At 48.8% G+C, this 12,193-nt stretch carries 11 protein-coding genes; 1 reads left to right on the top strand and 10 read right to left on the bottom strand.

Features of this window, described 5'->3' with window-relative positions; translation table 11 throughout:
• Window positions 1-100 precede the first annotated feature (100 nt).
• The 9 genes from PsB1_RS09390 to maiA form a co-directional block, all read right to left on the bottom strand.
• Complete coding sequence (locus PsB1_RS09390) at window positions 101-1,369, bottom strand: O-antigen ligase family protein (RefSeq protein ID WP_284360677.1); 1,269 nt, start codon at window positions 1,367-1,369, stop codon at window positions 101-103.
• Window positions 1,366-3,342, bottom strand: a complete 1,977-nt coding sequence (thrS, locus tag PsB1_RS09385) for a threonine--tRNA ligase (RefSeq protein WP_284360676.1) — start codon at window positions 3,340-3,342, stop codon at window positions 1,366-1,368. Before thrS ends, PsB1_RS09390 begins: the two co-directional genes overlap by 4 nt.
• Window positions 3,335-3,733, bottom strand: a complete 399-nt coding sequence (gene yidD / locus PsB1_RS09380) for a membrane protein insertion efficiency factor YidD (RefSeq protein WP_284360675.1) — start codon at window positions 3,731-3,733, stop codon at window positions 3,335-3,337. Before yidD ends, thrS begins: the two co-directional genes overlap by 8 nt.
• Before the next feature lie 218 nt (window positions 3,734-3,951).
• Window positions 3,952-4,401, bottom strand: a complete 450-nt coding sequence (locus PsB1_RS09375; RefSeq protein ID WP_284360673.1) for an iron-sulfur cluster assembly scaffold protein — start codon at window positions 4,399-4,401, stop codon at window positions 3,952-3,954.
• 85 nt (window positions 4,402-4,486) lie between these two features.
• Window positions 4,487-5,305, bottom strand: coding sequence for a DUF3108 domain-containing protein (locus PsB1_RS09370; protein WP_284360672.1), 819 nt, complete (start codon window positions 5,303-5,305; stop codon window positions 4,487-4,489).
• A gap of 1,203 nt (window positions 5,306-6,508) precedes the next feature.
• A complete protein-coding gene (locus PsB1_RS09365; protein WP_284360671.1) occupies window positions 6,509-7,063 on the bottom strand; it encodes a VOC family protein in 555 nt (184 codons plus the stop codon).
• On the bottom strand, window positions 7,060-8,136 hold the full coding sequence (gene hppD, locus PsB1_RS09360) for a 4-hydroxyphenylpyruvate dioxygenase (RefSeq protein WP_284360669.1): 1,077 nt from the start codon (window positions 8,134-8,136) through the stop codon (window positions 7,060-7,062). The genes PsB1_RS09365 and hppD overlap by 4 nt, the downstream gene beginning before the upstream one ends.
• Window positions 8,137-8,203: 67 nt before the next feature.
• On the bottom strand, window positions 8,204-8,659 hold the full coding sequence (locus PsB1_RS09355; protein ID WP_284360667.1) for a MarR family winged helix-turn-helix transcriptional regulator: 456 nt from the start codon (window positions 8,657-8,659) through the stop codon (window positions 8,204-8,206).
• A 51-nt stretch (window positions 8,660-8,710) separates the two neighbouring features.
• Window positions 8,711-9,373: a maleylacetoacetate isomerase gene (maiA, locus tag PsB1_RS09350; protein ID WP_284360666.1), complete on the bottom strand. Its 663-nt coding sequence runs from the start codon at window positions 9,371-9,373 to the stop codon at window positions 8,711-8,713.
• A gap of 209 nt (window positions 9,374-9,582) precedes the next feature.
• On the opposite strand from maiA, the gene PsB1_RS09345 reads away from it, so the two are divergent.
• On the top strand, window positions 9,583-10,323 hold the full coding sequence (locus PsB1_RS09345; RefSeq protein ID WP_284360664.1) for a Bax inhibitor-1/YccA family protein: 741 nt from the start codon (window positions 9,583-9,585) through the stop codon (window positions 10,321-10,323).
• Window positions 10,324-10,427: 104 nt separating this feature from the next.
• On the opposite strand, the gene PsB1_RS09340 is transcribed toward PsB1_RS09345, so the two are convergent.
• Complete coding sequence (locus tag PsB1_RS09340; protein ID WP_284360663.1) at window positions 10,428-11,936, bottom strand: DNA recombination protein RmuC; 1,509 nt, start codon at window positions 11,934-11,936, stop codon at window positions 10,428-10,430.
• Window positions 11,937-12,193 lie beyond the last annotated feature (257 nt).

The raw sequence follows: 12,193 nt of genomic DNA, 5'->3' as shown, positions 1-12,193 counted from the left end.
GAAAGATCGCCCCAAAGTGGGTACCGACTTACAGTGTGAACATGGTGGCACCTTCACCAACTTGTATCGCCGACATGGGTCACCCTGCCGGAAGTGGCAATTATGGCAAACCCTCATAATCGGGAGTTCTCAAAGTGAAGGAGAAGGCAAGCAAAGCAGCAAAACTGGTCCACACCCATTCACGCCAAGCCGCATGACTAATGCCCCAAGTTAACGCAAGAAAAGTTAGTCCCCCGACTAAAGCCGCTGTGGCTATGCGATGACGCCCAAAAACCGACATCGCAACCCCACCAGCAAGCAACACCATCATCGTCGCCAAGAAAGCACCGATGCCGCCAGTTTCTAGCCATATATGCAAAGGCGCAGAATGTGGGTGCAATTGCAGCATTGGCCAACTCGAGCCATTATAAGGAACTGGACGATCAAATAGGCTAGAAGCCCCCAAACCCCAACCGGTCAATGGCTTTTGAGCAATCAACTGTCCGGCGGCTTCCCACATTTGTGCACGACGACCATAGGAGGTTGGCATTTGGTTGCCGGGGAAAAGGGTAAAGGCCATTTTCGCAATTAAAGGGTAAATCAGCGGCGCAGCGGCAATGACAACCGCTGAAACGCCACTAACCAACCCGATAGCGCTTTTTGGAAACCGCAGGGCAAACAATGCAGCCAGAGTACCAAAGAACAACCCAAGCGCGTTTAAATTGATGGTAAATTGGGTGCTCAAATAGAGCGCTAACACAATAAACAAGATGCGGGCGCTTCGCGGTGCGAATTGTTGGTGCAGGCATGCATAGCCGACCCAAGAGAGTGCTAATGTTGCCGAAGCTGCCCGGCCCATATCCCCATAAATCGACCAGAGCAACTTGCCAGGACTGGCGATTTGATTCATGGCATAATGGTTGTTCGCATCAAAAGTTAAAAGAATAAAGGAAAAAAAGATCCCAGCGATGATGCCTCTTTGCGCAATCCCTCGATCCGATCCTAGGCATGAATGCACCACCCAAATGGCAGGGGGGGCTAAAACGGTCAACACCGCCAATCTGCGCACCGTTTCACCAGCCAATATCTTAGCGGGTGACCATAAGGCACTCAGCATAACCCATAGAACAAACAAGCCAAACACGAGCCATAAAGCCGTTCGCGCTTTTAGGGTTGCAACCAAAGCCTTAGCCAATGATCTATCGGGGCTCGACAGCCCATATATCAAACCCCAGATACCAATAATGCACAAACCCATTGCTAAGCCGGATACACCCGTACCGGCAAAAAAACCAAAGCCGATACCAAATGCCCCCGCAATTTTGGTCCTCGGATCCAATGGTCCAGCTTGAGGTGGAATTTGTGTTAATTCAAATGATACTTCACTCAACTTAGTCTCTCTTTAAGGTCAGGTGCCAAGCCATCTTGGGCTAAAACAACAACCGCTTCTTCCAACGTCATAACTTCTTGGGTTTGGCTCCCAAATCTGCGTAATGCAACTTTGCCTTCTTCAGCTTCACGGCGGCCAACAATGGCCATGACGGGTATTTTTGCCAAGGAATGTTCGCGGACTTTATAGTTGATCTTTTCATTACGTATGTCGGTTGTCACGCGCAGCCCAGCTTGGACTAGTCGATCCCGCACCTTTAAGCCATAGGCATCAGCTTCTGAAGTAATGGTTGCGACAACCACCTGCACCGGGGCAAGCCAAGCTGGTAAAGACCCGGCATAATGTTCGATCAAAATTCCTATGAAGCGTTCAAACGTACCAAATACCGCGCGGTGCAACAGCACAGGGCGATGCTTTTGCCCATCTTCACCGGTATAAACCGCATCCAAACGCTCAGGCAGAACGTAATCAAGCTGAAATGTGCCGCATTGCCATGTCCGCCCGATTGCATCGGTCAGATGAAACTCTAGTTTTGGACCATAAAATGCGCCATCGCCCTTGGCGATCACATATTCAACGCCAACACTATCCAAAGCATTGGCCAAAGCCTGCTCAGCCTTATCCCAGGTCGCATCATCGCCAGCTCTTTTATTAGGCCGTGTCGCCAAACGATAATGGATATTCGTCAAACCACAGGCGGTATAGACACGGTTGAACAAAGTCAAAAAGCGCTTGGTCTCTTCGCCGATTTGATCCTCGCGACAGAATATATGCGCATCATCCTGGGTCATTTGCCGCACACGCATCAAGCCATGCAACGCACCATGGGCTTCATTGCGGTGGCAACAGCCAAATTCGGCCATGCGTAAGGGGAGATCACGATAGCTACGTTGGTCTGATTTAAAGATTTGAATATGGGCGGGGCAATTCATAGGCTTAAGGGCCATAAAATTAGCATCGCCTGAAAAAAGGGGCTCCCCTTCCACAATTGATGGCGCTTCATCTGGGACCACAAACATGTTCTCTCGAAACTTTTCCCAATGGCCAGATTGTTCCCAGAATTTAGACGCCAATAATTGGGGGGTTTTAACTTCCACATAGCCATCTTCGTCGAGTTGGCGGCGGATATAGGCCTCCAGAATACGCCAGATCATATAGCCATGAGGGTGCCAAAAAACCGAGCCTTGCGCCTCTTCTTGAAAATGAAACAGGTTTAATGCCCTACCAATCTTGCGGTGGTCGCGCTTTTCAGCTTCCTCCAGACGCCTAAGATATTCGGCCAATTGCTTTTCATCGGCCCAAGCCGTGCCATAGATTCGCTGAAGCTGGGGATTTTTCGGATCGCCGCGCCAATAAGCACCCGCAAGTTTTAGAAGTTTAAAGGCTTTTCCCAGTTTACCAGTTGATGGAAGGTGTGGGCCACGGCACAGGTCCTTCCAACTATCCCCTTGGCGATAAATCGTAATAGTTTCGCCCTGTTTGATAATGTCCTCAATGATGCTGGCTTTGAATGTTTCACCTATGGCGTTAAAGTGACGGATCGCTTCTTCGCGATCAATTTCTTCGCGTACAATTGGAAGATCTGCATCCACGATCTCGCGCATCCGCGCTTCAATCGCAGCAAAATCATCGGTTGAAAATTTGTCCTCTCGGTAAAAATCATAATAAAAACCGTCCTCAACCGTGGGCCCAATCGTAACTTGTGTGCCTGGAAATAAATCTTGGACCGCTTGGGCCAATACATGGGCGGCATCATGGCGCAACAACTCTAAGCCTTCGGCACTGTCGCGCATTACCAATTCAAACTGACCCCCTGATATCAAGGGTCTCGACAAATCCCACAAATTTCCGTCTATTTTTGCAGCTACTGCTTTTTTAGCCAGAGATATGGAAATAGCATTGGCAATGTCTAACGGTGTAATCGCATCCTCATAAGTACGAAGCACACCATCAGGAAATGTTAAGTTAATCATTGTTTTTAACCAAATAAGTAGATGAAAGATCCGTTCCTAGGTGACGATGGCTTTGTGTTGGATGCAAGTCTCGGTCATGGGGGTCATTGGATCTGGTTTTAAAAGTCCACTGACCATAGCGCCAAGGTGTCCAGATTGAGGTTTCAACACATGTTTGTGGAACCTCATCATAACCATAGCCACCCCCCGGTCGACACCGACACACACGTGCCAACCCCATCCAAGCCCCCCGCCATGCGCCAAACCTGCGCACACATTGTGCAGCATAATCAGAACAACTGGGCAAATAGCGGCATTGTTGACCAAGCCATAGCGACAATGTTGTCTTATAGATGCGCTGCAGAAGCAATAAGACCTGAGCGGCAAACGAAAGCTTGACTGTGCGTGCCATAGGATAACTCTTAGAGAAGACGATGCCCAAAACGCGTCACTTAGATCGCATAGAACCATATGCACTATAGTGCTGAACCGAAAATGGCAGGCCGACTATGCCGCCGCGATGCGCCCTGCCACGCGTCGCCAGCATCAGCGGGTCGAAAAGATAACGCTTTCACAGCAATAATTCATAAGCTTCATTAGCGCGACGTAGGGGGTGTTGTCATCACCCTTTCAAGCATTTTGTTTTATGCCCTTCGTGTGCATCGCATCTAGAACGGCAGCGACTGCCGCCTCAAACGGCAATAGAGCCGAAGTATGGCGGGGCGGGTAATCCTTAACGCTTTCAAGATATCGTAATTCCCAAAAACGTCCAAGAGGTGGCGCCCCGCCTGATTTGAGCATTGCTTTGAATTGGTCGCGCGCCTGCACAATTTCCTCTAATCGTGCACCCACAAGATGGCGCATCAAAATACTCGCACTCGCTTGCCCAAGTGCACAGGCTTTTGGCTCAATAGCAGCTTGGCTGACCACGCCATTGTCCAAACATACTTCAATCTCGATCGTGGAGCCACACAAACGCGATAGCTTACGCGCGTATCCATCGGCCTGCGTCAATTTCCCAATATGGGGGATATCGGCCGCCAGCTCCAAAACCCGTTGGGAATAAAGATCGACACTCATTGCATCTATATAAAAGCTTTTGCCAGCTTTGTTAGCCACATGCTGAAAAGGGGAAAGCGAGGATCAATTCATCACCATAGATCGATTATCGGACCACTGCACGATCTGCATAAAGGGTGGCAGTATAAATACCTTTGGAACCAGTCATGCGAATTGGGATCGATAATCCGGATTGATCAATATCGGCCAGCCAGATTTGCAAACGGATAGGCTCACGCTGATCACCCGGCATTTTCTTTTTGAAGCCTGCCACTTCGACATAAGTACCCCGACAATAATAGGCAGGACCTGAATAGGCTGGCGTCGATACTGTTTGAATACTGACATATTCCGTACGAATGTCATAACGTCGCTTGCCATCAAAGATTTTCACTAACCCACCACAGGCCCGGCCTGTTTCTCTTCCAGTAACCAAGGATAATTCGATGAGGCCGGTCATAGGATCGACGGACTCAAGTTTTTGAGCCAATGTAGCAGGCGGAAAGCCCATATCCTTCCACCAGGGAGCGGCCGCCACATCAATTCCATTATTCTGAAAGCTTACTGTAATACGTCTATTCTTCCCACTACTCTCTTGATTTAAGAAGCTACGCGGTCGAAACTGACCATTTTCAATACTACCGCGTACCGTCGCCTTCCCCGCGTCATTATTAAAAGATGCCGCGATACCTGATGTTCGATACGTCGCTTCACCGCTATAGCTATCTTGACTCAATGTGACTTTGATGGTGCCACGGGCAAGCTCCAAGGGACCGATGCGCGCCCGCAGTGAGATTTCGACTGTTCGCGTCTGGTTAGGGTCAAGCGACGCCAAAAAACTTTTGGTCGCATTATCTCTTGCCACACTGGGTGTCGCCAGCACACACAGGGTACCGACCAGTTGTGCCAAACAAACCTTAGTCATTTTATGCTCTCAATTAAGGATTAAGCGGGCCGCCCCTTATGCACAATCAAATTGGGGTAAGCCGTTCCGCCATCATGAAGGTGCATGATTAGTCCAAGCATTCAGGATAATATGCATAGATTACCCCTCTAAGCCAAAAACAGTCTGCATTTCAAGATGTAGTTCAATCTATGCCCATCGGATTTGATTGGGATTTAGATGTGTCTGGTCAGAAGTGCAACCAATCTTTAGGATAAAGGTATACTTCATTTTGTCCCATGTTGCTTAACTCATGTTGCTTATCTTTAGACAAAAATTGTGTTCCTGGTGACTTTAGGCTCTTGGGTTTGTGTTGGATGGCTTGCACGCAAGCAGATGTTGTCTTTGCCAGTCACGAGCATATGAGTGATGTGTCAACACTTGCAAGTTGGCCCGCTTTAATCTTTCACTTCTTGGGCTGACCCATTTGACCCAATCTGGGGTTGGCATAATCGGGGCCTTTTGGAAAATTGTTCGATTGCCAGTCCGCTTTGATCTAACCATGTGGCCCATACCAGCCATAGGCCGCCGATCAACTACGCATTTTTGCATCACTTAGCAAACATGTCAGCGAAAGATTGCCCATAATCTTTCAACTTGATCACGCCTCACCCACCAACCCTAATCTTAGGAATGGTTTAAAACGGTCAATGATCAACAAGAATGTGTGCATTTAGTTTATCACTTTTGGCACCAATCTCCTCAATTGCACATACAATCCCACAACCTTAGGCCCATCATGACTTAAAATCTTCATTATGCGAATTGTCAGATTCGGACCTAGCTAAAGCTAAGCTAATCCTAATAGCCAAACTCCTGATGCTACACTCCTAAAGCTGTGGGGCTTCCACCCATTCGGGGTCTCGCGCATGAGATCAGGCGGGATCCGGTCTGCCTTTTCAATTTGGGCCTGTTAAGGGTTTTAGGCTTTGGTTGGGTGTCATGGCTTTAACCCCAAACCCAACAATGTCTTAGGATAAGACGACAATCAGTGCCCATAACCGATCGTATCTATTCGCGGATAGGTGGCTTGGCATGAATTAACCAAACGCAGCTGAAGGTGAAGTGGTTTTGTACAAGCAAGGCCAGTCACCACCCAAGCTTGATCGCGCTGAACGAGCCAATTATGACGCCATACCTAACTATGGGCAATTCAAGCGCCATGTCATCGCAGTCGAACCAGAGTTAAGTTTGCGACCTGTGACTGGCCCGCGCTTTGGCATGAAGCCAATCTGCGTGACGGGGTGCCTTTTTTGTGCGGGACCATTCTTCCAGCATGTCTGGGGCAACCCGGCGTAACTCGGTAATTTCTTGATCCGTACCAATATCGCACGCCAGTTCCAAGCGATGGCCATTGGGATCAAAAAAATAAATGGAGCGAAATATGCCATGATCGGTTGGCCCGATGACCTCGCACCCCGCCGCTTCGGCTCGTGCCTTGCCAGCTAATAGCGCGTCTTCGCTGTCCACTTTGAAGGCAATATGTTGCACCCATTCAGGTGTATTGGGATCGCGCCCCATTTCGGGCTGTTGCGGCAATTCAAAAAAGGCCAAAACATTACCACCCCCCGCGTCTAAAAACACATGCATATAGGGATCATATTCGCCTGTGGAGGGGACATGATCTTCTGCGAAGGCAATCACGAAGGTCATACCCAAAACGTTGTGATAAAAGTCTACCGTCTCTTTCGCATCTCGGCAGCGATAGGCGACGTGATGAATACCTTGAAGGTGGTTCATTCTTGCAAAATCCCGCGTCGAATTTGGTCTAATTCGATGCTTTCAAACAGGGCTGTAAAATTCCCCTCACCAAAGCCCTCATTGCCTTTACGTTGGATAAATTCAAAAAAGATCGGACCAACTGCATCCTTGCCAAAGATTTGCAATAACAGCCCTTGGCCTTCGCTGGGGGCACCGTCAATCAAGATTCTGCGCTGGCGTAACGCTTCCACATCATGGCCGTGGCCCGGCAGGCGGGTGTCGATCAAATCAAAATATGTATCAATCGTATCTTGCAATTCAACACCACGCGCACGCAGATGATCCACAGTAGCCAACAAATCGGATGAGCCCATTGCAATATGTTGTATGCCTTCGCCCTTATAGCGTTGGAGGAATTCTTCAATTTGATCGGTCTTGCCGACTTCGCCCTTACTTTCGTTGAGCGGGATACGGATTTTACCGCAGGGACTGGTCATGGCTTTGGAGAAGAGGCCTGAAACCTTGCCTTCAATGTCGAAATAGCGGATCTCGCGAAAGTTAAAGATGCGCTCATAAAAATCGGCCCACACCTCCATATTGCCACGAAAAACATTATGGGTGAGGTGATCAAGATAAGTTAGGCCTATTGAATTGTTCGCTTCTTTTTGTGCAGCACCAGGGATGGGCTTAAAGTCGACATCATAAATGCTTTGCGCGCCATAACGGTCCACCAGATAAATGAATGCCCCGCCAATACCTTTGATCGCTGGAATATCCAATTCCATAGGCCCTATCGGGCTATCAACTGGCTCTGCACCTCGGGCAATGGCTTGTTTTAACGCGTAAGCCGCATCCTTGACGCGAAAGGCCATGGCATTGGCAGAAGGCCCGCGCTGTTCGCGAAACTGTGCTGCTTGGCCAGCTGTTTCCATGTTGAGAATAAAGTTAATATCGCCCTGTTTGAAGCGGACCACATTTTTGGATCTATGTTGTGAGACTGCCGTAAACCCTAATTGGTGAAAATAGGTGGCCAAGGTGTCTGGGTTCGGGCTTGTAAATTCCACAAACTCAAATCCATCTGTTCCTAAAGGGTTTTCAAACAGGTCAGTCATCACCAAATCCACCTCTTTTGACCCTATATAATTTCATTTGTTACTAAATGCCAAGATCAAACCGCAATCAAACATCGTGTCCTTGCGTCAACCTCATGGCTTTCTCTTCCAGTTTGCGCAAAATGGATTCTAAACGTTCCGCCGCTTGCACACCAATGGCTTCGATTAACTCTTGCTCAAGTGATAAGGCCATTGGGGTAACTTCTTGAACAATTGCGAACCCAGCTTTGGATAGGCTCAATTGCACCGCACGCCGATCAGAAGCTTTGTACCTTGAGCGCACCAGGTCACGGGCAACCAAAGTAGCAGTTGCACGACTGACCATGACCTTGTCCATCGTCGTGCGCAAGACAAGCTCTTGTTGTGACATGGATTGACCTTCCGATAAGACGGCCAAAATCCGCCACTGAGAAGTTGTGAGGTCAAAGCGGCTCTCATAAGCTTTAGCAATCAGTGCGCTAACCTTGTTGGATGCTACAGCCAAACGGTAAGGCAGATAGGTTTCAAGATGGAGTGGCTTCATAATGGTTCAAAGCTGTTTGAATTATATCGATCGGGTGCAAGCTGGCTCAGTTCACCCAGGGTTCAAGTTTTGGGAGTCAATTTGTGTTTCTGGGGCGGTAGACAAAAAAGCAGGATGTACACGTGCCTGTGCATCAGCTCTGACTAATAATGGAAACATGGTTAAATCGACGCCAAAGCGACGGGCATTATTCATTTGTGGGACCAAACAGATATCCGCCAAAGTTGGCTCTTGACCGTATAAATAGCCTTGACCTGGTGACCAGCCCCTGTTTGCAGTTTCCTTTTCAAGAGCGCCGAATCCTTGAGCTATCCAGTCCGCACACCATTGGGTAACGCGCGCTTCATCGGCACCAAAATCATCGGCTAATTTTCGCCTTACATTTAGATTTTGCAGCGGGAATATATCGCTGGCGATCACATGAGCAAAGGCGCGGCATAAAGACCGCTGCCATGGATCTTGTGGATAAAGGCTCGGCCTCGGATAGAATTCTTCTAACCAATCCACTATCGCCAAAGATTGTGTTAAAACCCCTTCCTCCGTGACAAGTGCTGGGACACGACCTTGCGGATTGAGATCGAGATAGACAGTGGATTGGTGATCATTTGCGCGCAAACAAACCGAATGATGCGTTACGCCGATGCCCTTAAGCGCCAAAGCTATGCGAACCCTGTACGATGCCGAAGAATGCGAATAAGCGTGTAATTCAATCATGGATTGAGCTTAGCATCTGTTTACGTCCGCGGCTATATCTTCACAAGCTACAAGCTGTAACTATTTGGTTATGCCTAGGTTGTTAACGGCTACAATGAGGGGCATACACAAAATCGTGTAGTCACCATGTCTTGCATTCCTTGCCCAAAGACATGATATTAGTCTACCGATGCGGCAAAAGTCTGCCCGCAAAGTGTAAAGGATAGAACATGAACGACCGAAATAGGTTTCAAGCTCAAGCGATCCCAGCCGGGACCACGATGGACATGTCCGTCGACGCTGGCCTGCGGAGCTTTATGTTAGGCGTCTACAATAAAATGGGCTTGGGATTGGTCCTTTCTGGCCTTTTAGCTTATGCTACATCATCGGTTCCAGCAATCCGCGATCTCCTTTTCACAGCCAATGGTGGTTATACTGGTGTTGGCATGGTGCTGAGCTTAGCGCCCCTTGGTGTTTTACTGATTGGTATGTTTGCGATGCGCAATCCTTCCAAAACTGGGGCAAGCCTCCTCTACTGGACGATTGTGACGCTTATTGGTGCAGGCCTTGGGGTGTTGGCGATACGCTATACGGGCGAATCTTTGGCCTCTACCTTCTTCATCACGGCTTCTGCCTTTGGTGCGTTGTCCTTGTGGGGCTATACTACCAAGCGCGATCTGACAGGTTTTGGAACCTTCTTAATCATGGGTGTATTTGGCCTAATCTTGGCTTCCATCGTCAACATATTCCTGCAAAGCTCTATGATGCATTTTGTGATTTCAGGGCTCGGTGTGTTGATTTTTTCTGGCTTGATCGCCTTTGATACTCAGCGACTCAAATTTGATTATTACCAACTTTCCGGCAATGATACTGCTTTATCGGTTGCCACAAGCATGGGTGCGCTCAGCCTCTATCTGAACTTTATCAATCTGTTTCAATTCCTGCTCAGTTTTTTGGGCAACCGCGAATAAATAAGCAGATTGATTGCGCCAATGAAGCCCGTCGATTTAGATCGGCGGGCTTTTCCTCTTCTTGACTCATGCTTTTAAACACTTTTTTCAACAATCTGGGGTACTTAAGAACGATCATCTAGATCATCCTTGCCTAAAAGGTCGCTTGGGTCGATTGAAGGTAATGCGTCTTGCCGGCTGCTACCGGGTAGACTTTCGACCGCCCGCAATCGGCGACCTAAGACATTTTCCCGGGTGCGGGCTTCAAGCACGACATTTTTGGCTTGATCCAATTTATCTTCAACTTTTTTGAGCACGCCGCCAAATTTTTCAAACTCTTGTTTTACAGTACTCAGCACCTGCCACACTTCACTGGAGCGTTGTTGAATGGCAAGGGTGCGAAACCCCATCCGTAAACTGGTCAAAGTTGCCATTAAGGTCGTAGGCCCAGATACCAGAACCTTATGCTCACGTTGCAATAAATCTACCAAGCCTGGGCGACGCACCACTTCTGCAAATAAGCCTTCAGTCGGCAGGAACATGATTGCAAAATCGGTGGTATAGGGGGCGGCAATATACTTATCGCTGATGTCTTTAGCCGCCACACGAATGGCTTTTTCTAAACCTTTTTGCGCAGCTTCCACCGCCGCGCCATCCGCCCGCTCAGACGCGTCGATCAGCCGCTCATAATCTTCAATCGGCAACTTCGCATCAATTGGGAGCCAAACCGGGGAGTCGCCATCATTGGGCAGGCGGATGGCATATTCGACGCGTTGGTTGCTGCTAGGTTTAACTTCCACTTGATGTGCATATTGATCTTGGCTCATAGCTTGTTCTAGGAGCATACCTAGGCTGGCTTCGCCCCAAGTACCGCGCGCTTTGACATTGGTGAGGACGCGCTTGAGATCTCCAACCCCGGTCGCGATGGTTTGCATTTCCCCCACGGATTTAAACACACGCTCCAAATGCTCATTGACTTGGCTGAAAGAGGCACCCAAGCGCTGTTCGAGCGTACCTTGCAACTTCTCATCGACGGTGACACGCATTTGTTCTAGCTTGGCTTCGTTTTCTTGTCTTAGGACATCCAAGCGGCCTTCAACGGTTTGGCGTAAGGCTAAAGCTGCGCGGTCATTGGCCTCCATCAACTCTTTAATCTGTGTTTGAGCTTGGCTTAATCCTTCGATCTGTAAACGACCATGCGCGGTCATACCCTCCATCAGGCTGGTGGACAACAGAGCGATTGCTTTGTTCACCTCTTCACGCAGCGCGCGGCTATCATCCCCCGTTGCGACGCGATGTTCGGCTAAGCTTAGGCCAAAATGATCCAAACGCTCACGTTGATTGGTTGCCATAAGATCGATCAGACGATGCAATTCTTGGGAGATGCCCGCTAAACGATTGGCCATTTCTTCGCGGGCCAGCACGTTTTGACGACTTGCCTCATCCCGGAGCGAGCTAATGCCCTGTTGCAGGACCTGCCCATGATCAAGGACGCGAACATTAAGATCGTCGATTCGGCGGACCATCAAGTTTAAGGGCCTATTCGACCGCGTTAGGGCAAAATAGAGCGCAATGAGAGCCACTAAAGCGTAAAGCCCAATCAAAGCGATCAGAGTTGTTGTTTCAGAACTCATTGGAGGGCCCAATCTGGTTTCGTCCCGCTTAGCCTAACGCAGCTCTTAAACCAATGTCTGAGTGCAATAAATTAAAGGCCAGTCCAATACGAAGATCAACTGCGGCCGCATTGTTGCCAATCCTGTTTCAAACCGATGGTACTAGATGGTATAGGTAGACTAAATGAGCATTATAGACATAAAAAAGACCGCGCCATGGTTAGGCGCGGCCACTCTCGATCGAGAGCCAAAGGGGCGTCTCCTCCCCGAAACGCCGC

This window comes from Candidatus Phycosocius spiralis (genome assembly GCF_030158815.1).
Taxonomy (GTDB): Bacteria; Pseudomonadota; Alphaproteobacteria; order Caulobacterales; family Aquidulcibacteraceae; genus Aquidulcibacter; species Aquidulcibacter spiralis.
The sequence above is the reverse complement of the archived record's forward strand: the minus strand, read 5'-3'. Positions and strand labels throughout refer to the sequence as shown.

Bases quoted from the DNA above. Each gene is read 5' to 3' on its own strand.
- thrS (WP_284360676.1), bottom strand. From the start codon at position 3,342: ATGATTAACTTAACATTTCCTGATGGTGTGCTTCGTACTTATGAGGAT.
- yidD (WP_284360675.1), bottom strand. From the start codon at position 3,733: ATGGCACGCACAGTCAAGCTTTCGTTTGCCGCTCAGGTCTTATTGCTT.
- PsB1_RS09375 (WP_284360673.1), bottom strand. From the start codon at position 4,401: ATGAGTGTCGATCTTTATTCCCAACGGGTTTTGGAGCTGGCGGCCGAT.
- PsB1_RS09370 (WP_284360672.1), bottom strand. From the start codon at position 5,305: ATGACTAAGGTTTGTTTGGCACAACTGGTCGGTACCCTGTGTGTGCTG.
- PsB1_RS09365 (WP_284360671.1), bottom strand. From the start codon at position 7,063: ATGAACCACCTTCAAGGTATTCATCACGTCGCCTATCGCTGCCGAGAT.
- hppD (WP_284360669.1), bottom strand. From the start codon at position 8,136: ATGACTGACCTGTTTGAAAACCCTTTAGGAACAGATGGATTTGAGTTT.
- PsB1_RS09355 (WP_284360667.1), bottom strand. From the start codon at position 8,659: ATGAAGCCACTCCATCTTGAAACCTATCTGCCTTACCGTTTGGCTGTA.
- maiA (WP_284360666.1), bottom strand. From the start codon at position 9,373: ATGATTGAATTACACGCTTATTCGCATTCTTCGGCATCGTACAGGGTT.
- PsB1_RS09345 (WP_284360664.1), top strand. From the start codon at position 9,583: ATGAACGACCGAAATAGGTTTCAAGCTCAAGCGATCCCAGCCGGGACC.
- PsB1_RS09340 (WP_284360663.1), bottom strand. From the start codon at position 11,936: ATGAGTTCTGAAACAACAACTCTGATCGCTTTGATTGGGCTTTACGCT.